Here is a 23,329-nt window from a genome sequence, read left to right as displayed (position 1 = left end):
GACCTGTTGCGGGAATACCTTAAAAATGCGCATCAAGACATCTATGAAGCCAAACAATTACGACTGGTGATTACGTCAGTAACTGATCACAGCATTGTCGGCATGATAGATCTGTTTGATTTTAATCCACAGCACGAAAGAGCCGGTATTGGAATCTTAATTCTAAACAAATACCAGGAGCAGGGGTATGCTTCAAGTGCATTAAACCTTTTTCTGAACTACACTTTTCAGCATTTAGACCTGAAACAATTATATGCCAATATCCCTGTTGATAATGAAAAAAGTCTGAATTTATTTAGAAAAATGAATTTTAAAGATATTGGAATTAAAAAGAGCTGGATGAAGACCAATGGAAACTTCAAAGATGTCGTTATGCTACAAATTATAAATCCAAATCATACATGAAAAAGAAGATTGCAATTGGTATTGCCGTTATTGTTTTAATGCTGGGCCTTATCGGCTACTCTTTCTACAGTAAAATTTACACATCAAATGTGTCGAAAACAACATCAATACTGATCCCTACAGGGACTGATTTCGAATCATTTATCAAAATAATTAAACCTCATATTGAAAATGTCAATGATTTTGTTTGGGTAGCTAAAAAGAAAAATTATCCGAACAAAATAAGAGCTGGTAAATTTAAAATCACAGAAGGCATGAACAATGACGAATTGGTCGATCATCTGCGAGGGGGCAAACAGGAAACGATTACCCTAACCTTTAACAACCAGGATGATCTGGAAAAACTGGCTGGCAGGATCTCTGTTCAAATAGAAGCAGATTCTCTTTCACTCCTGGATGCCTTCAAAAATGAAGATTTCATAGCGAAAAGCGGATTCAATACCAGTACGGCCCTTGCCATGTACATCCCAAATTCATATGATTTTTATTGGAACACCAATGCAGAACAATTTCAAGAGAAAATGCTCAAAGAGTATAAAAACTTCTGGAATGAATCAAGAATACAAAAGGCCAAAAAACAAAACATAACACCCTTGCAAGTGGTAACGCTTGCTTCCATAGTGCAGAAAGAAACTGCCGTGGTGAGCGAAAGAAAAACTGTAGCAGGTCTCTATTTGAATCGATTGCATGATTTTTGGCCCCTTCAGGCCGATCCTACCATTATTTTTGCATTAAAACAGAAGTACGGGCAGGACAAAGAATTCAAAAGGGTATTAAATAAAGATCTCAAAATTGACTCTCCCTATAATACCTATGCCAATTTTGGATTGCCTCCGGGGCCGATTGGCATGCCAGATATTTCTTCGATAGATGCTGTTCTTAATCCGGAAGACCATCAATATTATTATATGTGTGCCAATGTTGAAAATATAGGCTACCATAAATTTGCCAAAACATTAAAGGAACACAATATAAACGCAGCAGCTTATCAAAAATGGGTAAGTCAACAAGGTATTAACAGGTGATTCGTAAAAAATATGCACATATGATCGTCTTCTTGATCCTTTTGGGATTTTGTAGCGAATCATATCTGTATGCACAAAAAAAAACCCCTTTCTTTCAACGATCAGACACTCTCAACAAAAAGAGAAGAACTGCTGTTTACGTGACGGAAGCAGCATTGGCAACTGTCACACTCGTTGCCCTGAACGAAGCCTGGTACGCCAATTATGAAAGATCTGGTTTTCATTCACTGAATGACAATGACCAATGGATGCAAATGGATAAATTTGGTCACACCTTTAGCTCTTATTATATCGGTAAAATGGGGATGGATGCTTTGGCATGGGCCGGTGAAACTAAAAAGAATCAATTGATTTATGGTGCCACTCTCGGTTTTGTTTTCTTAACAGCCATAGAAGTGCTTGATGGTTTTTCCGAGGAATGGGGATTTTCAACGGGAGATGTGATGGCGAACGCATTGGGTACCGGCCTCTTAATCGGACAAGAATTACTTTGGGATGAACAACGAATACAAATGAAGTTCTCCTTTATGACCACTGATTATGCCAAAAACAATCCTGATAAATTGGGCAGCACCACCCTACAACAGATTTTAAAAGATTATAATGGTCAAACTTACTGGCTTTCTATGAATGTCAACTCTTTTTTTAAAGAAAGTAACATGCCAAAGTGGTTAAATGTTGCGGTCGGCTATGGGGCCAATGGTCTGCCTGAAGATAGCTACGATTTCTCAACCAGACCACCAAGTCCCATTGAATCTTACCGACAGTTTTTTGCCAGTGTTGACGTTGATCTGACAAAAATAAAAACCAATTCAGATTTTCTTAAAACTGTATTCAACGTTTTTAACTTTATAAAGATACCGGCGCCAACCTTGGAATATCGGAGTAATGGTGAATTCAAATTTCATTTTTTATACTTCTGACAAATCACTGTTTAACAGGATTTTAGACACCTCAACAACCCATTTATTAAAAATAACCTATCTTTGAAGCAGATATGTAATTTTTAGGCACTCCCTAACTAAAAAATACTATTATGAAAAAGAATATTATTTTTATTACGCTCTGCGTAATAATGTTAACTGCATTTACCCAGGACAAATCTCTATTTTTTAAAGATCCCCTAAAGGTTCGGTACAATTTACCTCAAGCAAATGCTATTACGACTGTTAGTAAAAGCGTTAAACCATTTGAAGTCCATTTCACACCGCAAGTAGACAACCTGTATATCGGGTTTAAAGAAGCACTTGCATTTAAGGAATCAAGAGGAAATTATCGAAAAGTGAATAGCCTTGGCTACTTAGGCAAATACCAATTCGGAGAAACCACTTTGAATCGTATCCGAGTTTATGATACACGTTCATTTTTAAATGATTCGAAACAGCAGGAGGAAGCATTTTACGCTTTATGCTCGCTGAACAAGTGGATTCTTAAAAGAGATATTAAAAGAAGTGTTGGTAAAAAAATCAATGGTATTGAAATTACGGAATCCGGAATTTTGGCAGCGGCTCATTTAGCCGGTGCAGGAAACGTTAAAAAATACCTGAGAAGTAATGGTCAGCACAACGCATATGATGCTTACGGATCTGATGTCGAGCTCTATATGAAAAAGTTTGCCGGCTACGACACCTCTTTTATCAAACCTGTGAAGAACGCCAGGCTTTAGTATTTGTGAAAGATAAAAATACAGGGTCTTTTATGTAGGTCTATGTTTTCTGACTTCCATTCTTTGGCAGTAAGTGTTTTCACATACTCCGTACTCAATGTAAGATCTACCGCAACGCATAAAAGCGTTGATGGTGTTAATGAGCTGCGTAATTCGGTCAGTAATTTCTGGTTGCGGTAAGGAGTTTCAATGAATATCTGACTTTGATCATTTTGTTTTGACCATTTTTCTAATTCCTTGATCTTCTTTTTTCGTTCAGTCTTGTCAATAGGCAGGTAACCATTAAAAGCAAATCGTTGACCATTCAAACCAGAAGCCATCATCGCCAAAATAATGGACGAAGGACCGACTAATGGAACCACCTGTACTTTTTTTAAGTGAGATAGCATGACAATATTGGCACCAGGATCCGCTATTGCAGGTACCCCTGCCTCGGAAAGCAAGCCCACATTTATACCTTGAAAACAAGGGTCGATAAACGATTTGGATTCAAACTCGCTGGTGTATTTATCAAGAACAAAGATCCTTAGTGCCTGTTGCGATTTTCTTGGGGCTATTTTCTTTATAAACCTGCGAGCAGATTTTTCATTTTCAACAATGAAAAAATCGATTTCCTCAACCGCTTTTTTTACGGAAATGGGCAATACCTCCAATGGTTCATTTTGACCTAATGTTGTTGGTATTAAAAAAAGTTTGCCAAATTTATTATTCATGATTCAGGCGGTTTGCAATTTGTTCACAGGCATCATTAAGCAAATCATATACATGCTGAAAACCATTGTCTCCTCCATAATAGGGATCCGGAACCTCCTCATTGAGGTCAGCTGCGGATTCATTCAGAATCATAATGACCTTCGACTCCTCCTGCTTTGTTTGGGCCAAAGCCAAAACATCACTATAATTTGATTTATCCATGACATAAATCTTGTCAAAATCTTCAAAATCATTCCTGGTAAATTTTCGACAGCGCTGATCAGATATATCCAGACCATTTGCCCTGGCAACTTCAATGGACCTGGCATCGGGTAACTCTCCAACATGCCATCCTCCTGTTCCGGCAGAATCCACAAATACAAAGTGCCTATCGGTTTTTGATTTTAAGATGCCTTCGGCTAGTGGTGACCTGCAAATATTTCCCAGACATACCATTAAAACCTTCACCATAAAAATATAGTAATTTAAAAAGTAAGTTTTTTAGTCAATTCATCAACATATTTTCTGAATTGCTTATCAGTCTCAGTTAAATTATCAACCGTTTTACATGCGTGTAATACGGTAGCATGATCACGACTTCCAATTTGAGAACCTATACTGGCCAATGATGCTTTTGTCATTCTTTTCGCAAAATACATGGCCAACTGTCTGGCTTGTACAATATGTCTCTTACGTGTTTTGGACTGTAAGGTAGTTACATCCATCTCAAAATACTTGGACACAACTTTTTGAATGTAATCTATCGATACCTCCTTTTTTGTATTCTTAACAAATTTATCAACGATCTGCTTTGTCAAGGACAAGGTAAACTCCTTTCTATTAAATGAAGCCTGAGCAATCAGCGATATTAATACACCTTCCAACTCTCTTACATTGGTTTTAATGTTCTTAGCGATGTACTCCACAATTTCTTCAGGAATCTCTACTCCGTCTCTAAACATTTTACTCTTTAAAATGCTAATCCTTGTTTCGTAATCAGGAGCAACCAATTCTGCTGATAGGCCCCATTTAAACCTCGACAATAATCGCTGCTCAATATCCTGCATATCAACCGGTGCTTTATCCGAGGTCAAAATAACCTGCTTACCGTTTTGATGCAAATGGTTAAATATATGGAAGAAAACATCTTGTGTTCCAGATTTCCCTGAAAGGAACTGAACATCATCCACGATCAATACGTCGATCATTTGATAGAAATGAATAAAATCATTTCTTGTATTGGCTTTTACCGAATCAATAAATTGCTGGGTAAATTTTTCTGCTGAAATATACAGCACTGTTTTTTCAGGATATCTTTCTTTGATACGAACTCCAATAGCTTGGGCCAGGTGAGTTTTTCCTAAGCCAACACCACCATAAATCAATAAAGGATTAAAAGAAGTTCCACCTGGCTTATTCGAAACTGCCATACTCGCAGATCTTGCCAAACGATTCGAATCTCCTTCTATAAAATTTTCGAAATTATAATTGGGATTTAACTGGGATTCAATTTTTACTTTTTGAATTCCTGGAATCACAAATGGGTTTTTTAATTCTCTCTTATCAATTTCCAGTGGAATGGTTACTCCCTGAGAATTAAAAGGTTTTTTATTTGAACTTGGGAATTTTACAGTATGCGGTTTTTTGTTGCTGTAGGTATTTTCCATTCGTACATCGTACACCAATTTTGCATGATCTCCCAACTCTCTGATAAGGGCGACTCTTAATAATTTAATGTAGTGTTCCTCCAACCATTCAAAAAAGAATTTACTTGGAACCTGAATGGTCAAAACATCTCCGGCAATTTTAATCGGCTTTATAGGTTCAAACCATGTTTTATAGGCTTGAGGTTTAATATTATCTTTTATAAAAAGCAGACAATTATTCCATACAGAGGAGGCTGTTCTCGTCATTTAATTAAAATATTTTTGAATTAAGTATCGTTCCCTTTTTCTCGACAATTTGTGTGTTCACATTGCCAATACAAATTTGTGAATAAACTTTATTATAAAAAAATAAAATTGCTATTGATTCTTATTTATTTTTTCACTAAACTGTCTGACCACAAAATACAACAAAATGATCACAAACCAAACAAAAATACGTGTTAGATATGGCGAAACTGATCAAATGGGCTATGTCTATTACGGAAATTATGCCCAGTTTTTTGAGGTTGGAAGAGTTGAATGGCTCAGGGCCTTAGGCGCCAGTTATAAAAGTTTGGAAGAATCAGGAATCATGCTTCCGGTTATAGAGCTGAACATCAAGTATATGAAGCCTGCACGGTATGATGACCTCCTCACGATCACCACCATTCTGACAAAAAAACCATTGGTAAAAATTGAATTTGACTTTGAAGTTCGGAATGAAAAAAATGAATTATTAACCACCGGATACACAAGTTTGGTTTTTATGGATATGAAAAAAAACAAACCTATGAAAGCCCCCTCCTATTTATTAGAACAAATCTATGCCCAGTTCAATTAGAAATCTTTGCTTCGAGACATCTGAGATTTTTAAATAATTGCAAAATTTCCTGCGCCTTATTTCTTCTAACCAAGACTTGAAACTGACAATTCAATTCCATTTTTTGCTCCTTTATTTTCAAGTTATGTTCTTTAATAATACGCATCACTTTATCCATGTGAGCATAGTCAAATTCAAGGTCGATGGCAGTCATCAACATGCGTTGGACCACAACAGCATTTTCCAGGCACAGCTTTGCTCCCATTTTATATGCGGTTACCAGACCGCCCACACCTAATTTGGTTCCTCCAAAATAACGCACCACTACCACCAAAACATTGGTGAGATCAAAAGATTGAATTTGGCCGTAAATTGGCTTGCCGGCACTATTCCCGGGTTCCCCATCATCATTATATCTATAAATTGGAGTTTCAACACCGAGTTGCCAGGCATAACACCAATGACGCGCTTTAGCATGAGACTTCTTTAGCTCACTGAGTATCGGTTCGACCTCATCCAAAGATTCTATCGGAAAAGCATAACCCAGAAACTTACTTCCCTTCTCCTTGTAAATATCTCCTTCTGATGTGTTTTTAATCGTTTTATAAAGATCCGAATCATTTACCTCCATTAGCGTGTATTTTTATAAGTCAGTAAAGCTGTATCACACAAAAACGTTTTTGAAATTGGCTTCTCTTCCAGTACAGGCGCTTTCAGCCCATGATTCAATGTACTATTTCCTTCAAACACAAGAGCTTTATCCCAGTTGCCCGATGCTATAAAAGTCGATAAGGTAAAGGCTCCACCTTCTATGATCACACTCTGAACTTCCATACGATATAAATGATCCAACACCTGCTCGACCACTGTTTTTCCAAAGTCTAATTTTACATAGCTGGTATTTCCATTGGTATCATTCTTCTCTTCATTATAAATAAACGTTGGCACCGAATTATTCATTAAATGAGCAGTTGACGGAAGCTCCAGATTTCTATCAATGAGCAACCGAATGATTGGATTTCCTTCAAAATGTCTCAAGTCAAGTTTGGGATTATCTTCTAAGGCAGTATGTTTACCCACTAAAATAGCGGCCTCCTCTGCTCTGTATTGATGCACCTTTTGCCGGGCATACATATTAGAAATCCAAAAAGGACTTCCTGAATCCCGTTCCTTTTTATCAGGAGCAAGAAATGCATCAGCACTCTGCGCCCATTTTAAAATAATATAGGGCCTCTTTTTTTCGTGAAAACAATAAAAACGGGCATTCAAATCCCTGCATTGATCCTCTAAAACAGGAGTAACCACTTCTACCCCATGCTCCTTAAGCCTTTCTATTCCCCGACCTCCAACCATCACATTTGAGTCAACAGAGCCAATGACCACTTTTTTAATTTTATGTTCAATAATAAGGTCTGCACAGGGCGGCGTTCTGCCATGATGAGAACATGGTTCAAGATTCACATAGATTGTAGACTCGGCAAGCAGGGATTTATTCATTACAGCATTAATAGCATTTACCTCTGCATGTGCCTGACCAGCTTTCTGGTGCCACCCTTCCCCTATAATTTTATCCTTGTGCACAATGACGCTTCCTACCATGGGGTTGGGAGATACCAGCCCCTTTCCATTTCCAGCCAACTGAAGACAACGCTTCATATAAAATTCATGTTTTGTCTGAGGATCCTGCATACTGCGAAATTAACAAGAATCTGATTCAATCAGACAAGTTTATTCAATTAAATAAACCTCTCTCATCGTTTATCATAGGGCTAAATTAAGAGATAAGCAGTATATTTCGACCCGATAAAAAAATACCGAACAGCCTCATATATGACGATAAAGGCATTACAAGAAACATTTAAAAATCAACTGATTTCTCTTTATCCTCTGGATGAAATTAATAGTTTTTTCTACCTTCTTTCCGAAACCTATGTAAGAAAGAGAAGGATTGATATTGCCCTGGCACCTGAAGAAGAAGTGAATGAAAAAGACAGCATCCATTTTTTGGCGGCACTTGAACAATTAAAAAATGAATACCCAATACAGTATATTCTTGGAGAAGCAACTTTTATGGACCTTCGCTTTGAGGTGAACGAACAGGTGCTAATCCCCAGACCAGAAACAGAAGAACTGGTCAGCTGGATTCTAGAAGATCATCATACTTCCGAAAAAATAAACATCCTCGATATTGGAAGCGGAAGTGGCTGTATACCCATCTCTTTAGCTGCTAATTTATCGAAGGCCACTGTATCAGGAATCGATATTTCAGAAGGAGCCATACAAGTCGCCAGAAGAAATGCACAAATAAATGAGGTACCAGTTCATTTTCATCAAGCGGACATTTTAAGCATGGAACAATTGCCGGCAACCTATGACATCATCGTTTCCAACCCACCTTATGTCAGAGAAAGTGAAAAAGCGCAAATGAAAAATAACGTATTGCACTACGAACCCAGCATAGCTTTGTTTGTGACTGATGATGACCCCTTGCTATTCTATAGACAAATTGCACTTTTATCACTGCAATCATTAAACTCCTCGGGTAGACTCTATTTTGAGATAAACCAATACCTCGGCTCAGATCTTTGTATACTTTTAGAAGAACTTGGTTTTGAAAAAGTGAGACTTAAAAAAGATATTTTTGGAGTGGATCGAATGATTCGAGCTATAAAAAAATAAATATATTTGCCCCATGCGAATAGATATAGTTACCGTATCCCCAGAATTGATTAAAAGCCCCTTCCAACACTCTATCCTTAAAAGAGCTCAGGACAAGGGAAAAGCAGCCGTTCACTTTCATGACTTACGGGACTATGCCATCAACAAATATGGAAAAATTGATGATTATCAATTTGGAGGTGGCGCAGGCATGGTACTTATGATAGAGCCAATCGATAAATGCCTCAGCAAACTTATGAGTGAAAGAAGCTATGATGAGGTTATTTATATGACTCCTGATGCGAAGACTTTGGATCAAAAAACAGCAAATGTTTTATCGGATAAGGAAAATATATTAATACTAACCGGACATTATAAAGGTGTTGATCAAAGAATAAGAGATAAATTTATCACCCTGGAGATATCCATTGGAGATTATGTGCTTTCCGGAGGTGAACTCGCAGCTGCTGTGCTCTGCGATGCTGTTATCAGACTCATCCCCGGTGTACTCGGAGATGAAACGTCTGCACTGACAGATTCCTTCCAGGATAACTTATTAGCTCCTCCGGTATTTACAAGACCTGCAGAGTACCAGGGCATGAAAGTTCCCGAGATCCTTTTGTCCGGAAATTTTCCGAAAATTGAGGAATGGAGACATGACCAGGCCATAGAGAGAACTAAAATGATTCGCCCGGACTTGCTTCGGGATGAATAAGCAGCTTTATCGATCTGCACATTTATTAGCAAACGCCCTCGCTAAAAGGGATTTAGATGATCCGACTAAGAAGTGAAAAAATTCAATTCCTGGCAATTATAATCAAAAGATTTTTTATAAATTTGCAAACTCAAAATCAACCTCTGACGAAAATCGTGCATGTTGATGATTGATCAACCATTTAAAAAATGATAATGGAAAATTTAATAAACTATGTACAGAACGAATTCGTAGCTAAGAACGATATTCCTGATTTTTCAGCAGGAGATACGATTACTGTATACTATGAAATTAGAGAAGGTAAAAAAACAAGAACTCAGTTCTTCAAGGGAGTTGTAATCCAACGAAGAGGTAGCGGTAGTTCTGAAACATTTACAATTAGAAAAATGTCTGGTACAATTGGTGTTGAAAGAATCTTCCCAATCAATCTTCCGGCAATTCAAAAAATCGAATTAAACAAGCAAGGAAAAGTAAGAAGAGCAAGAATCTATTACTTTAGAGACCTTACTGGTAAGAAAGCGCAGATTAAAGAGAAGAGATCTTAGTCGACGTTTCCCACAATACAAAGCCCCTTTTATCTTCAGATAAAAGGGGCTTTCCTTTTTTAACAAATGTTGATAATGGCTATTGATAAGATGTTGAAAACAAAACACTTGAATTTTTGACAAAAGCGATTCCAGGCCTTATATTTGAAATAGAAATCAGGAAGATTCCTTAATAGATCAAACACAAAGGTGCAGATTTTTGTGAATAATTGAAACGCTGTCGGAATGATTTTACTAAGGTGCAAACTTTAGTGCAGGATACTAATTGTATAGCAAAGTCCATGTATTTAGCATACATATTCAGATTTTAAAAGGTTAGTGGCTGCAAATTAAATGTTTTGAATTTTCTATTTGATAGAAGTCAGGGTCTCGACTATGATGGATTCGAATAAAAGTTTCAAAAGGTTTAAAGAAATTAAAGCTTGAAGTTTTATTATTGGAGCATGAAAGTGTGAGGATAAGTGATCAATTTTAAGCCAACTATTTCGGCATATACCCATGATAAAGATGTATCTTAATCATGGGTATTGTTTTTTACTTCTATAAACTTTGGGAAGATTCATTCTATAACATCCAGATTTCAGGCATTATCAGGTTATAAACAATTGTTAATAACCGTTGTTGATAAACTGTTTGTTCTTTTATTATTGTTTTGTAACCTCTTGTGACTCTGTTCATTTAAATTTGTTTTAGTCTTTTAGAGATAGGTTGCGATCCCCAATTTTAAGTTATGAATATCGCTTCTGAAGAATAGGAGACTTTTAGATTAATTTCTAAAACTGTTAATTGATGAAAAATACTAAAGTGTTTAGCGCAATTCATCTTTAGTGAAGCAAGAAACAGTCATTCTATAGGGTAATTAATGATATACTAACATTAAATCCCCCCTATTTTAAACCAAAGTGGTGTCCACATACTAATGGGCATTGCGAACCAAACCAGAAAGCCATAATGAAGTTTACTTTATTATGGCTTTTAATTTTAAATACCTCACTTTTTCAGTATTTAATTATGGAATTCTCAAAAGTTATTTTTTTGTTTTTTAGTGGCTTAAACTTTGCAATGGTTTAGTATATTTGCAGGAATTAAATAAAAGACAATGACTAAAATAAAAGTAACTAATCCTATCGTGGAATTGGATGGGGATGAGATGACAAGAATTATTTGGAAATTTATTAAGGACCAGTTAATCTTGCCATACCTTGACCTTGATATCAAGTATTACGATTTAGGAGTTGAGTTTAGAGATGAAACAGATGATCAAATTACCATTGACGCTGCTGAAGCCATTAAGAAATACAATGTAGGTATTAAATGTGCTACTATTACACCAGATGAAGACAGGGTTGAAGAGTTTGACCTAAAAAAAATGTGGCGTTCTCCAAACGGAACCATTAGAAATATTGTAGGTGGAACTATTTTTAGAGAGCCTATCATTATGAAAAATGTCCCTAGATATGTTCAAGGCTGGACCAAACCTATCTGTATAGGAAGACATGCTTTTGGGGATCAGTATAAAGCAACTGATCTTGTTACAAAAGGAAAAGGAAAACTGACCCTAACCTTTACGCCGGAAGATGGCAGCGAAGAGCAGTCATTTGAAATCTACAATTATCAGGAGAATGGTGTTGCTATGGCTATGTACAACATTGACTCGTCTATCTATGGCTTCGCCCGTTCAAGTTTCAATCAGGCGCTGAAAAAAGGCTGGAATCTATATTTCAGTACTAAAAATACCATTCTTAAGGCCTATGACGGTCGTTTCAAAGACATCTTTGAAGAAGTGTATCAAACTGAGTTTAAAGAAAAATTTGCTGAGGCAGGTATCACTTATGAGCACAGATTAATTGATGACATGGTTGCTGCCGCAATGAAATGGGACGGTGGATTTGTCTGGGCTTGTAAAAACTACGACGGTGATGTTCAATCTGACACTGTGGCTCAAGGTTTTGGTTCACTTGGCTTGATGACTTCTGTTTTGGTAACACCTGACGGGAAAACAGTAGAGGCTGAAGCAGCCCACGGAACGGTTACAAGACACTACAGACAACACCAGCAAGGAAAGGAAACATCTACCAATCCATTGGCGTCTATTTTCGCCTGGACAAGAGGTTTGGAGCACAGAGGTAAATTAGACAACAATCAAGAATTGATTAACTTCTGTCATGCTCTTGAAAAAGTTTGTATCGACACGGTTGAAGGAGGACAGATGACAAAAGATTTGGCTTTATTAATTCATAAAGACAAAATGACTTCTGATGATTATTTAAACACACAGGAGTTTCTAAATGCACTAAAAGAGAATTTAGACAAAGCATTGGCTTAATAGTCTTTTTTAGAATATCTAAAAAGGTTTCAATAGTTTATTGGAGCCTTTTTTTTGTGCCTTACATATCAAATCAATATGTATCTTTATGCAGTAAAGCAATTTTTAGATGAATAAAAACACGGATAAAAAACGAAGGGAAGCCATCTTTGAAAACGATGAAACCAAGAATGTGTTTAAAAACGGTATGAAATACCTGGCAATTGCCCTACCGTTACTTTTTGCATCACCCATTGTAGTCACCATTGGTTTTAAAATGATCAATAAAGGAAATGGCTATTTTGTATTGATTTTGGGATGCCTGATGACCCTGATTACAATAATTATCGTCACCCAGGCCTTTCGACTTATTCTCAAATCGCTTTTTAATAAATGAGACGCAATCCTGTCTTCATCAAGTTAACTCAGTGGGAACATTGGCCTATCATGGCCTATTACCTCCCACTACTTCCCTTCTTTTTCTGGCGATCACTGAAAGCAGGACATCCCTTCTTTTTTACCGTGACCAATCCATCTATTTTATTTTCAGGCGTTGGAACAGAATCCAAATTTCAAACACTGAGCTTATTGCCTGATTCTCTCAAACCTGAGAGCCTGCTTGTTAAGAAAAATACAGCTGTAGAAAAAGTATTTCAGCAGCTCAGATCAAAAGGGTTCTCCTACCCTATCATAGCAAAGCCAGATATTGGATTCAGAGGCTATTTGGTCAAAAAAATAAATTCAGAAGAACACCTGCTCAGCTATTTGTCGCATGTGGACGAAGCCATCATTCTTCAGGAGTTTATACCCTATGAAAAAGAGCTAGGGATTTTTTACCACAGAATTCCAGGAGAAGAAAGTGGCAAAATAACTTCTGTAACCATTAAAAAATTCATCAAAATCAAAGGAGACGGCATTCAGACGATTGCTCAGTTAATCACCAATGACGACCGCGCCTTTCTCTATCAAGACCTGTTTTATATTATTCATCAGGACAAACTCAATACTATACTGCCCCTGGGTGAAGAACTGACACTTTCAGTAATAGGCAATCATTCTAAAGGGACACAGTTTATCAATGGGAATCATTTGATTGACGAAAAACTACAACAGCTAGTGGATAGTATCTGTAAAAAGATCGAAGGTTGGAATTATGGAAGGTTGGATATAAAATACCGGAATTATGAAGCGTTATTAGAAGGGGAATCTTTTAAAATTCTGGAAATAAACGGCATCATTTCAGAACCGACTCATATTTACGACGCCTCTTATAAAGGAGCTACTTATCTAAAAGCGCTGGTGGCTATAAATAATCACTGGAGCATCATGGCTAAAATTGCTCGCAAACTACACAAGGATAAAAAAATTCCATATCCGGGCGTTGTTCCTTACCTCAAAAACATACTTTGGTTAAGAACACATACCAAAAAATTAAAAAAATTGAATACCAAGGATTTCTGATCTTGTTAATTCTTGATCATATCCCCCCTTGGCGTAGTCGGATTGTATCCAAAATCACCATCCGGTAATTTGATGCCCATTTGGGAAATAATATAACCAATACTCGCAAAGTGGTGAATTGCATGACTATGTGCCTGTATTAAAGCTGCCGCTATGGTATAATTAGCGGTCACCATACCCAAACCAAGATCATCCTTCACCTCTACAATTTTGTCAAGATCTTCCTCCTTTATTGCATTTAACAAGGCAATAATTCTATCAAAATAAGCCAAGCCCATAGCGACTTTAACTTCAGCTAATTCATTTCTTTGACGGGCGGACAAATCAATCTGTCCCTTTTCAATCCCGTCAAAAATACATTGAAATACGTCCAGAATATGACGCATATGTATTCCTATACTTGAGTAATAAGGTGCAGTAGAATTATTAGCGTATTCTTGGTCATCTAATGAGTTTAACAAATTGACGCCTCTATTGAGGTTCTTAATTATTGCTGGAATCATTGACAAAATTTTAAATATATGACGCTAATTTAATAAAATAATTACTTTAAAAATTTAATTAAAGTCAAAATTCCAAGCACTAAAAAAAGAGCACTTAAAATATAATTAATATTTCTGGCGATAAACTGGGCTTTGCGCTGAATAATCTGAGCAAAATTAGCATACAAAAAGAACAGGCTGAAAGCTCCTAAAAAAACACCGGTTACAAACAGGTTAATGAAAGGTTGCTCGGTTTGTAACAAGCCTCTGTTTTCTAACACAGATGACAGCACCAGGTAAAATGGAATTGCCAGCATATTCATGCCAGACATCAACATGCCCAACCAAAAACTTTTGCCTTCTCTTTTTCCTCCTTCTCCCTTAAACTTTTTTCTGGCCTGCCAAAAAAACAAGCCTGACAGCAGAAACAATACAAAGATGCCAGCCAGTTCCAGGCGCTCAACCACCTGAGGGTTCTCCGCAAAATACCTGGCAAAAACCAAGGCGATAAATGCTTGAGGAATGACCACCAATGCAGCTCCCAAGGCAAACCACAATCCTTCGTTTTTACCTTTCTGAATAGAAGTCTTCACGACCGTCATGTTTAACATTCCCGGTGGAATCAAGCTTAAAAAAGCCATGATAAATCCCAATGCAATATGTGACAAATAAGCCATAGGATAGTCTTTATGCAATCAAATTTCGGGATTGTTTTAGCAACCAAAAAGGATTACCTGAAATATTTTCGCACCAGTTGATTGAGATCTTCAGAAAGGTTCATTCGAATTACAATCAATCCAAACAACAGGGTCAACAAAACACTTTTAATCAAAATATTGACAAATGGATGAAAGGGTAAATTCATAAATCCAAATACCAGATAAAAAACAATCACAAGTCCCAGTAAAATGATCGTTTTTGAAGAATATGGTTGCATCTGCATTTTTATTCTGACATACATAACTTTCAAAGCAGAAAACACGGCAACGACAATAAAAGTCGCCAAAGCTGCTCCCTGAATGCCCATCAGCTCTATGAGAATGCGATTCAAAACAACCACACTTACAGCCATACCTATGGCATAGTAAAAAAGCATTTTGTAATACTTTGAATTGGTTAAAATGGCGCCATTCGTACCCAATGATAATTTGATCAATTCGGCGACAGAAATAACAAGTACCACATAAATCCCAACGCTGTACTCGGGCTTATCAATAATTATATATAACTCGTTGATGTTTACATTGATCAATAAAAAGAGCAGTCCACCGATGATTAATAAATTCAATGAACTTTTATGATACAAATTATCAACCTCTTCTAAATTGTTCGCATTAAGCTCTTTAGCCGTAATAGGGTTAATGATTTGTTGCATGGCCCTTGAAGGAATACCTATCACCGAGGCGATATACACCCCTACCGAGTAATACGCAACTTCCGCCAATTGCTTCAGTTGAGGAATCATAAACTTATCAATTTCTAATAAAATTGTTCCGGCGGAACCGGCCATAATTATATAGAGCGAAAAAGACAAAATCTCTTTAAAATTAGCTGGCAAGCGAATCATTTTAAACGCCGGCATGTAAAGATAAAAAGCATATAATTTCATAATGGTCAATCGGAGTACATAAACCAGTACTACGGCAAGTATAAATTCATGTGGATTAATGAACCCTGAATAAACCGCTAATAACAGTAGTGTTACACAAAGCCGGGCAAACACTTCTTTTATAAAATTTCCAAACACGGACTTCAGCTGCACCCTGCTCCAGGCGTAAAAAACCTCAAAATAGCCCATGCATATGGCCAGGATAAAAACCGTATAGGTGTATTGTTCAATAATATGGTTTTCTCTGGCGAGATAACTGGCAATCTGCTGATAAAAAACAACCCCCATAAAAGCAAGAGGGATGATTACAAGTAGAGGAAGTAAAATGGCCGTCCATAAAAAATTATCCTGATCTTCTTTGTTTGTATAAGAAGAAAAGAACTTAATAATGGTATGCTGCATGCCAAAGACCATTAAAGGCATAATCAAATTGGCAGTGGATAAAAGAAACGTGATCAGACCAAAATATTCTGCCTCGAGAAAATGCGTATACAGGAAAAGTACATTGATTCCCCCGATCCCAAAACCGAGAAAAAGGATTAAAGTATTTTTAAAAGATTGTTTAAATACGATGCCCATCTGATGATTTGTCAATAAGTTTATTCGTCAAATAATTAAACCGAAGGTATAACAAAATTGCAGAAACGGTGAGCCCCATGAGCAATCCAATCCATATGCCCTGTGATCCTAAACCCATGGTTTTACCCAACAAAAATGATATTGGAAATCCGACAATCCAATAGGCTATAAATGTAATTATCGTTGGTATTTTAACATCCTGCAAGCCTCTTAAAGCTCCCAGTACCACCACCTGAAAACCATCTGATAATTGAAAAAGTCCGGCAATGAGCAGTAAAGAAGCCGCTGTATTCACAACAGTGTCATGATCAATATACACAGTAGGTAATACATCTTTCAACATAATAAATGCAAAGGCAAAAAAGCATTCAATGATAAATACCTGCAAAAATATGGAAATACTGATCCGTCTTAATTCTGAAAAGTTCTTGAGTCCTTTTTGATTTCCAACCCGAATCGTAGCTGTCACTCCTAAACCAACGGCAATCATAAATGTCATAGAAGATAAATTCAAGGCAATCTGATTGGCTGCCTGATCTACAGTACCCATGGTTCCGGCCAGCCAGATGGCTGCGGTAAACACCCCGACTTCAAACAACATCTGCATGGCTGTTGGAAATCCGAGATTGATGATCTTGATAAAAATTGATTTCTGGATCTCCTTAATTTTTAACCAGACAAAAAATGGTTTGAACTTCTTTCTGGTATTCAATATCCAAATGATAAAAATCATCATGACAATTCTTGATATCAAGGTACCATAAGCAGCTCCGACCAATTCAAGTCTGGGAAATATCCAAAACCCATAAATCAACATGAAATTTAAAACCACATTGACAATATTGGCAAGTATTGTCGCATTCATGCCGTATTTAGTGCGCGACATTCCATCTGTAAACTGTTTATATGCCTGAAATATCATCAGTGGAATCATGGAAAAAGCGACAATTCCCAAATAAGGCATCGCCAGAGCAACCACTTCCTCGGGTTGATCCATATAGCGCATCACAGGACTGGCCACCATCAATAAAACAAACATACTAATACCCAGAATCGTGCAGAGGATCAAGCCATGTTGAAACAATCTTTTCCCCTTGTCAACATTATTTTCACCATCAGCTTCTGCAATTAATGGGGTGATCGCGAGTGAAAAACCAATACCCAGTGAGAAAGCAATAAATACAAAACTATTCCCCAAAGATACCGCGGCCAGAGGCGCAGCTCCCAACCTTCCCACCATAATATTATCCGCCAAGCCAACCAGCACATGCCCTAAATGACCAATCATTACAGGAATTGCCAATTGAAAGTTATACTTAAATTCGGATGTGTATTTTTTAAGGTTCAAGGACTGTTGATAAAAAATGAAGCTGCAAATTAATGTTATTCTTTTAGAGTAAAACGATCCCTTCTAATTATTTTCTGCACTGAGCACTTTTTATGGTCTGCTAAATTGTTATATTTGTCGAACAATAATTGCAAACCCCCATATGTCATTTATTTGTTCTAAAAATAAGAGTTTTTTTTACGCCTTTCTCGTTTTATTGATTATCGGTCTGCCTGTCTGGGCTCAGGATGTAACTACCATAACTGCTAGTGATGATGATATCAGTGACAATCTTGATTTAGAGGCAGTCGCTTCCATTTTTGGGGAATCAAAAGATCTGGAAGATTTTGAAAAACGCCTCAATGATCCCAAAACTCAGATTTCAAACCTTGACTTAAACAATGACGGAGAAGTTGATTATCTGCGGGTTATGGAAACTTCTGAAAAGAACGTTCACAGTATTTCTATTCAAGCCATTATCGGTAAAGATCAATATCAGGAGGTTGCCGTTATAGATGTTCAAAAAGATAAAAAAGGATCTACTCAGGTTCAGGTAGTGGGAAATGTAAATATGTATGGACCCAACTACTATATCACGCCTTATTATCCAGTTGTACCTGTTTTCTTTAGCCTTTTTTGGGTGGCAGCATATAGACCATGGTATTCACCGTGGTATTGGGGTTATCACCCACCTTATTTCAGACCATGGCCTCCAATTTCGCCCTATCGTTATCGTACAAATGTTCATGTTCATGTGAATATTCATAACACCTACACCAGGAACAATGTCAGAATAAACAACAGAACGAATAATATCAATACGAGAAATAACGACTATTTCAAAAATAATCCTGACAAGTCTTTTAATAAAAGAAATCCTGGAGCAAGTAATAGAAATGAACTGGTTAAAGACCGAAAAGCAAGACCAGCTAATAAAGGAGTAAATACAGACAGAGGCTATAAATCGAGTGGAAGACCCGTTCAAAAACCGAACAATAAACAAAATACAAGACCTGCTACCAAGCCAAATAACAGGCCAAGTACAAAACCGAATACAAGACCCTCATACTCAAAACCTAACACCCGACCTAGTACTAAACCTAGTACACGACCGAGTACAAAACCGAGCACAAGACCGAGTAGCAGACCTTCATACAATAACAAATCAAGCAGGCCATCAAACTCAAGACCAAGCTCAAGACCTTCTTCAAACAGGAGACCGGCGTCAAGGTCCAGTCATATGCGAACAAGACACTAAAATCAATACTTAAAATAAATGCACTATGAACATGAATAATTTATTAGATCAATTCAACAATATTGTCTACACCTACGGACCTAAACTTTTGGGTGCTATTGTAGTTCTGATCATCGGTAATTTTGTGATCAAATTGATCATGAGTTCCTTTACTAAAATGCTTGATAAGAAAAAAACAGATTCATCGCTGAAACCTTTCCTGCGAAGCATGCTGAGCATCCTCTTAAAAACATTGCTTGTTATTAGTGTTTTAGGTATGATGGGAGTGCAAATGACCTCATTTATAGCTATTCTGGGTGCCGCCGGACTCGCAGTTGGTATGGCGCTTTCAGGTACGTTACAAAATTTTGCCGGAGGTGTGATCATTCTCTTATTCAAACCTTTTAAAATTGGAGACTATATTGAAGCTCAGGGACATGCCGGAATCGTGAAGGAGATCCAGATTTTCAACACCATTCTGCTTGAACTCGACAACAAAACGGTTATCATTCCTAATGGCCCCCTTTCTACCGGTTCTATGATTAATTATTCTACGGAACCGACCCGTCGTGTTGATTTTTCATTTGGAATTGCCTATGGTGACAGTGTGGATAAGGCGAGAAAAATATTGTTTGAACTGTTTAAAGAAGATAAACGAATTTTAACTGACCCTGCCTATTTTGTCGGCCTGTCTGAAATGGCAGACAGTTCTGTAAATCTAACGGCAAGAGCCTGGGTAAAAGGAGAAGATTACTGGGATGTTTTCTTTGACATCAATGAAAAGACCTACAATACTTTTAATGCTGAAGGCATTAGCATACCTTTCCCACAAATGGATGTTCATCTTCAAAAGTAAGTGTGATTTACAAAGCCTTTAGTCAATATTCTTAATAATTTCATCTGCAATGGCCATACAGGCCGTTGCAGCCGGAGACGGCGCATTGATAACATGTATCACACCTTGGTTTTCAATGATTTTAAAATCGTCAATCATTTCTCCGTGAATACCAACTGCCTGTGCTCTCACCCCAGATCTGGTAGCCATAACATCCGCCTCTGAAATAGATGGCATCATGCGCTTTAATTCTTTCACAAAAAGCTTTTTAGAAAAAGCCCTTTTGTATTCTTCAATTCCTTTTGACCAGTTTTTGGCAAACAGCCTCAAGGTACCCTTGTAAGACAGTGCTTCCATGCTGTCATGCAAACTAAAACTTGTTTTTCCATATCCTTCTCTCTTAAAAGTAAATACCGCATTGGGTCCGCATTCAATGGCGCCATTCACCATGGGGGTATAGTGCACCCCTAAAAAAGGATATTTCGGATCAGGTACCGGATAAATCAGATTCGTAACCTTGTGCTTTGCATGTTCTAATAATTCGTAATAATCACCCCTAAAACCAACAATTCTCATATCCAATTCCAGACCATCCAGTTTTGCCAATCTATCAGACTGAAGGCCAGCACAGACAATAAGCTTCTTGGCGGAAATTAACTTCTGTTCCGTTTGTATCAGTATGCTATGATTGATTCGCTGCAAGCCTGTTACCTTTTCACCCAGAAACAATTTGTTATCCGGATTCTGATTTAAAACTTGTTTCACACATTCCTTTACAACTGCCACATAATCAATAATGCCCGCACTGGGCACCCAGATCCCTTTTACTCCCTTGATAAAGGGTTCTTTATCTTGAATCTCCTTCGCATTAATCAATTTGATTCCAGGGGTTTTATTCTCAAGTCCCTTTTCAAAAATATCATCTAATATGGCCACCTCAGCTTTTGAGGTCGCCACTATTATCTTTCCACAAATTTCATGTTGAATATTGTTGGCCTTCGCAAAAGTCACTAATGCCTCCCGACCAATCTTACAATTCTTGGCCTTCAGAGAACCTGGCTTGTAATAAATCCCGGAATGGATAACTCCTGAATTTCTGCCTGTTTGATGACTTCCTAATGCATCCTCCTTTTCAATAAGAGCAATCGATTTTTTTGGAAATTTTAAAGCCAGTTTATAGGCAGTTGCCGCACCTACGATACCTCCTCCAATCACCACATAGTCAAATGAATGAGCTGGAACCATTACTTTACATATTTTGTTTTTTTCATAAAACTTAGCACGATAAAACTAGCCACGAAAAACACGCAAAGCAATAGAATTGACAAACGCATGGATTCTGTGATAGCCACAGCAAGACCAAAAATAAAAGTTCCCCATACAATGGCAATCTTTTCGGTAACATCAAAGAAACTGAAATAAGTGGTAGGATCTTCAGTGTCTTGTGGCAACAATTTTGAATAGGTAGATCTTGAAAGTGTCTGAATGGCGCCCAACACCAAGCCAATAAAGCCACTGATCACATAAAACTTTAATTGTACATTGGGATCATTCTTGTCTAAATAGTAGGCACTTAAACAGGCCAGCGCCCAAATAATAATGGTGATTTTTAAGGTGGTGATATTCCCGATTTTCTTGGACAAATTAGAGAACAAATAGGCACCTGCAATCCCTACCAACTGTATCACAATGATTGTCAAAATCAAACTACTGGTCGATAAACCTATTTCGGATTTCCCATAGATCGTTGCCAGTAAAATCGTCGATTGCACACCGACGCTATACAAGAAAAAAGAGGTTAAAAAATTCAATAATACCGGCTGGTCTTTGATTTCATCCACCACTTTTTTTAATTCCTCAAACCCTTTAAAAATAAAATCTTTCTTTCCTCTTTCCACACGGATAGAATCTGGCAATCTTCTGAAGGTCACCTGAGAAAATGCAATCCACCAAATACCGACGGTAAGAAAAGAGATTCTAGGCGCCATCCCCGGATCTGTGATCCCATACCATTCCGGTTTCATGACCATGGTCAAATTAAAAACCAGCAAAATAACAGATCCTATATATCCATAAATAAAACCGAGCGCACTCACTTGATCCTGTTGGTCACTGTAGGCAACCTCAGGTAAATAGGCATTGTAAAAAACCAAACTTCCCCAGAAGCCTATACTGGCAAAAATGGAAAATAAAATTCCTACCCAGAGAGTGTCAATGCCTTCAAAAAAATACAGACTCATTACACTCAAGGAGCCGAAGTAGCAGAAAAACTGCATATATGATTTTTTATTCCCTACATAATCAGCAATGCCCGATAAAAACGGGGAAATAAAAGCCACAATTAAAAATGAAAATGATAAGGCATAGGTATACAGCGAAGTGCTATTTAACTGCATCCCTAAAAACTGCACCAAGCCGCTTTCAGTCTGTGTAACTGTTTCGTAGTAAATCGGAAAAACAGCTGTACTAATGACTAACGAGTAGACAGAATTTGCCCAATCATAGAAGGCCCAGCTATGAGCCAGTTTTTTATCTCCTTTTTGGAGCATGGTTAAGGTGGTTAAAATTAACGAACGACAATGTACAATTTTTTATGTTTTTTCTGCTCATGAAATTCCAAAATGAGCAATTTTATTTCATCTTTAAAATCGTTAGATTTGTGAACAAAATATTCTTGCGCACTTTCTCTCTTGTCTGTTTTATTGACAACCACTGAAGAAGAAAAACGCTAATTAAAATATATCCTTTTGTCAAAAAAGAAGTCTACCTCTAAAAATCCCAACACCTTTATTATTCCGAGACCTGTCATTGTATTGGGAAAAGTGATTCAGTTTTTCTCAAAAGATTTGGCGACTCTTTTTGCCGTGAAGATTTTTTCTACACCCATCAAATACAAGGCACCTGAAAGGGAGTTAACCATGCGTAACAGTGCCAAAAACGAATCGCTTCATTTGCCTGTTTGCAAAAAAGACATCAATATCTACCAATACGGTTATTCGAAAAAAAAGGTACTCCTGGTGCATGGCTGGGCCGGCCGCGGTACCCAACTGTTTCAAATAGCCGACAAAATTTTGGAAAACAGAATGATGGTCATCAGCTTTGATGGCCCTGCCCATGGTCTTTCATCTGGTAAAACCACCAATATGATTGAGTTTTTGGAAGCCATAAGAGAAGTAGCTAAAAAATACGGTCCATTTGACGCCGCGATCGGTCATTCATTTGGAGCAATGTCTCTCATTAATGCGGTTGCTGATGGCTTAAAAGTGGATAAGCTCGTAGCTATTGGCGCCGATAATTCGATTCCTAAAATCTTCGACTATA

The 23,329-nt window shown here is 37.4% G+C and carries 25 protein-coding genes; 14 read left to right on the top strand and 11 right to left on the bottom strand.

Annotated elements, in window-relative coordinates; translation table 11 throughout:
- The 4 genes from ACR2MV_RS06445 to ACR2MV_RS06430 all read left to right on the top strand — a co-directional run.
- Positions 1-405 (top strand): GNAT family N-acetyltransferase (locus ACR2MV_RS06445; RefSeq protein ID WP_434021087.1); only part of this gene is annotated, 405 nt, incomplete at its 5' end.
- Entirely contained in the window at positions 402-1,430 is a 1,029-nt protein-coding gene (mltG, locus tag ACR2MV_RS06440; protein ID WP_434021086.1) for an endolytic transglycosylase MltG, read from the top strand. The genes ACR2MV_RS06445 and mltG, both read left to right, overlap by 4 nt.
- Positions 1,431-1,450: 20 nt before the next feature.
- A complete protein-coding gene (locus ACR2MV_RS06435) occupies positions 1,451-2,353 on the top strand; it encodes a DUF2279 domain-containing protein (RefSeq protein WP_434021085.1) in 903 nt (300 codons plus the stop codon).
- A gap of 113 nt (positions 2,354-2,466) precedes the next feature.
- The gene (locus ACR2MV_RS06430) at positions 2,467-3,096 is read left to right on the top strand and encodes a peptidoglycan-binding protein LysM (protein ID WP_434021084.1); all 630 of its coding nucleotides are present in this window, start codon (positions 2,467-2,469) and stop codon (positions 3,094-3,096) included.
- Here ACR2MV_RS06430 and ACR2MV_RS06425 read toward each other — a convergent pair.
- From ACR2MV_RS06425 to dnaA, 3 genes are read right to left on the bottom strand one after another with little or no spacing between them, the layout of a single operon-like run.
- Positions 3,093-3,809, bottom strand: a complete 717-nt coding sequence (locus tag ACR2MV_RS06425; protein WP_434021083.1) for an SAM-dependent methyltransferase — start codon at positions 3,807-3,809, stop codon at positions 3,093-3,095. The genes ACR2MV_RS06430 and ACR2MV_RS06425 overlap by 4 nt on opposite strands.
- Positions 3,802-4,260 carry a low molecular weight protein-tyrosine-phosphatase gene (locus tag ACR2MV_RS06420; RefSeq protein WP_434021082.1) on the bottom strand — a complete coding sequence of 153 codons (459 nt, stop codon included), beginning with the start codon at positions 4,258-4,260 and terminating at the stop codon, positions 3,802-3,804. The genes ACR2MV_RS06425 and ACR2MV_RS06420 overlap by 8 nt, the downstream gene beginning before the upstream one ends.
- A gap of 14 nt (positions 4,261-4,274) precedes the next feature.
- The gene (gene dnaA, locus ACR2MV_RS06415) at positions 4,275-5,702 is read right to left on the bottom strand and encodes a chromosomal replication initiator protein DnaA (protein WP_434021081.1); all 1,428 of its coding nucleotides are present in this window, start codon (positions 5,700-5,702) and stop codon (positions 4,275-4,277) included.
- A gap of 166 nt (positions 5,703-5,868) precedes the next feature.
- On the opposite strand from dnaA, the gene ACR2MV_RS06410 reads away from it, so the two are divergent.
- Entirely contained in the window at positions 5,869-6,276 is a 408-nt protein-coding gene (locus tag ACR2MV_RS06410) for an acyl-CoA thioesterase (protein WP_434021080.1), read from the top strand.
- On the opposite strand, the gene ACR2MV_RS06405 is transcribed toward ACR2MV_RS06410, so the two are convergent.
- The gene (locus tag ACR2MV_RS06405; RefSeq protein ID WP_434021079.1) at positions 6,269-6,886 is read right to left on the bottom strand and encodes an IMPACT family protein; all 618 of its coding nucleotides are present in this window, start codon (positions 6,884-6,886) and stop codon (positions 6,269-6,271) included. The two genes, ACR2MV_RS06410 and ACR2MV_RS06405, sit on opposite strands and share 8 nt — an antisense overlap.
- On the bottom strand, positions 6,886-7,944 hold the full coding sequence (gene ribD / locus ACR2MV_RS06400; protein WP_434021078.1) for a bifunctional diaminohydroxyphosphoribosylaminopyrimidine deaminase/5-amino-6-(5-phosphoribosylamino)uracil reductase RibD: 1,059 nt from the start codon (positions 7,942-7,944) through the stop codon (positions 6,886-6,888). The genes ACR2MV_RS06405 and ribD overlap by 1 nt, the downstream gene beginning before the upstream one ends.
- Positions 7,945-8,085: 141 nt before the next feature.
- Here ribD and prmC point away from each other — a divergent pair, with 141 nt between their 5' ends.
- The 6 genes from prmC (at position 8,086) to ACR2MV_RS06370 (ending at position 13,939) form a co-directional block, all read left to right on the top strand.
- Complete coding sequence (gene prmC / locus ACR2MV_RS06395) at positions 8,086-8,934, top strand: peptide chain release factor N(5)-glutamine methyltransferase (RefSeq protein ID WP_434021077.1); 849 nt, start codon at positions 8,086-8,088, stop codon at positions 8,932-8,934.
- A 13-nt stretch (positions 8,935-8,947) separates the two neighbouring features.
- Positions 8,948-9,628: a tRNA (guanosine(37)-N1)-methyltransferase TrmD gene (gene trmD, locus ACR2MV_RS06390; RefSeq protein WP_434021076.1), complete on the top strand. Its 681-nt coding sequence runs from the start codon at positions 8,948-8,950 to the stop codon at positions 9,626-9,628.
- 194 nt (positions 9,629-9,822) lie between these two features.
- On the top strand, positions 9,823-10,173 hold the full coding sequence (gene rplS / locus ACR2MV_RS06385) for a 50S ribosomal protein L19 (RefSeq protein ID WP_434021075.1): 351 nt from the start codon (positions 9,823-9,825) through the stop codon (positions 10,171-10,173).
- A gap of 1,099 nt (positions 10,174-11,272) precedes the next feature.
- On the top strand, positions 11,273-12,499 hold the full coding sequence (locus ACR2MV_RS06380; protein WP_434021074.1) for an NADP-dependent isocitrate dehydrogenase: 1,227 nt from the start codon (positions 11,273-11,275) through the stop codon (positions 12,497-12,499).
- A 109-nt stretch (positions 12,500-12,608) separates the two neighbouring features.
- Complete coding sequence (locus ACR2MV_RS06375) at positions 12,609-12,875, top strand: DUF6095 family protein (RefSeq protein WP_434021073.1); 267 nt, start codon at positions 12,609-12,611, stop codon at positions 12,873-12,875.
- Positions 12,872-13,939 (top strand): hypothetical protein, encoded by a 1,068-nt coding sequence (locus ACR2MV_RS06370; RefSeq protein ID WP_434021072.1) that lies wholly within the window; start codon positions 12,872-12,874, stop codon positions 13,937-13,939. The genes ACR2MV_RS06375 and ACR2MV_RS06370 overlap by 4 nt, the downstream gene beginning before the upstream one ends.
- A gap of 5 nt (positions 13,940-13,944) precedes the next feature.
- On the opposite strand, the gene ACR2MV_RS06365 is transcribed toward ACR2MV_RS06370, so the two are convergent.
- The 4 genes from ACR2MV_RS06365 to ACR2MV_RS06350 are packed head-to-tail and all read right to left on the bottom strand — an operon-like array spanning position 13,945 to position 17,957.
- Positions 13,945-14,442 (bottom strand): DinB family protein, encoded by a 498-nt coding sequence (locus ACR2MV_RS06365; protein ID WP_434021071.1) that lies wholly within the window; start codon positions 14,440-14,442, stop codon positions 13,945-13,947.
- A gap of 41 nt (positions 14,443-14,483) precedes the next feature.
- Positions 14,484-15,098 carry a LysE family translocator gene (locus tag ACR2MV_RS06360; protein WP_434021070.1) on the bottom strand — a complete coding sequence of 205 codons (615 nt, stop codon included), beginning with the start codon at positions 15,096-15,098 and terminating at the stop codon, positions 14,484-14,486.
- 53 nt (positions 15,099-15,151) lie between these two features.
- Positions 15,152-16,609, bottom strand: coding sequence for an oligosaccharide flippase family protein (locus ACR2MV_RS06355; protein ID WP_434021069.1), 1,458 nt, complete (start codon positions 16,607-16,609; stop codon positions 15,152-15,154).
- Positions 16,593-17,957, bottom strand: a complete 1,365-nt coding sequence (locus ACR2MV_RS06350) for an MATE family efflux transporter (RefSeq protein WP_434021068.1) — start codon at positions 17,955-17,957, stop codon at positions 16,593-16,595. The genes ACR2MV_RS06355 and ACR2MV_RS06350 overlap by 17 nt, the downstream gene beginning before the upstream one ends.
- 142 nt (positions 17,958-18,099) lie before the next feature.
- Between ACR2MV_RS06350 and ACR2MV_RS06345 the strand changes: the two genes are divergently transcribed.
- Together ACR2MV_RS06345 and ACR2MV_RS06340 are read left to right on the top strand one after the other, a co-directional pair.
- Positions 18,100-19,194 (top strand): hypothetical protein, encoded by a 1,095-nt coding sequence (locus ACR2MV_RS06345; RefSeq protein WP_434021067.1) that lies wholly within the window; start codon positions 18,100-18,102, stop codon positions 19,192-19,194.
- A 31-nt stretch (positions 19,195-19,225) separates the two neighbouring features.
- A complete protein-coding gene (locus ACR2MV_RS06340) occupies positions 19,226-20,029 on the top strand; it encodes a mechanosensitive ion channel family protein (RefSeq protein ID WP_434021066.1) in 804 nt (267 codons plus the stop codon).
- Between the two features lie 18 nt (positions 20,030-20,047).
- Here the strand turns inward: ACR2MV_RS06340 and lhgO are convergent, their stop codons facing one another.
- Both lhgO and ACR2MV_RS06330 read right to left on the bottom strand, forming a co-directional pair.
- Complete coding sequence (lhgO, locus tag ACR2MV_RS06335) at positions 20,048-21,253, bottom strand: L-2-hydroxyglutarate oxidase (RefSeq protein WP_434021065.1); 1,206 nt, start codon at positions 21,251-21,253, stop codon at positions 20,048-20,050.
- Positions 21,253-22,557: an MFS transporter gene (locus ACR2MV_RS06330; RefSeq protein WP_434021064.1), complete on the bottom strand. Its 1,305-nt coding sequence runs from the start codon at positions 22,555-22,557 to the stop codon at positions 21,253-21,255. The genes lhgO and ACR2MV_RS06330 overlap by 1 nt, the downstream gene beginning before the upstream one ends.
- Before the next feature lie 198 nt (positions 22,558-22,755).
- Here ACR2MV_RS06330 and ACR2MV_RS06325 point away from each other — a divergent pair.
- Positions 22,756-23,329: alpha/beta hydrolase (locus ACR2MV_RS06325; RefSeq protein WP_434021063.1), on the top strand; the 574-nt coding region annotated here is incomplete at its 3' end.

Origin of the sequence: Lutimonas sp. (assembly GCF_051011215.1) — a bacterium.
Taxonomy (GTDB): domain Bacteria; phylum Bacteroidota; class Bacteroidia; order Flavobacteriales; family Flavobacteriaceae; genus Lutimonas.
The sequence above is the reverse complement of the archived record's forward strand: the minus strand, read 5'-3'. Positions and strand labels throughout refer to the sequence as shown.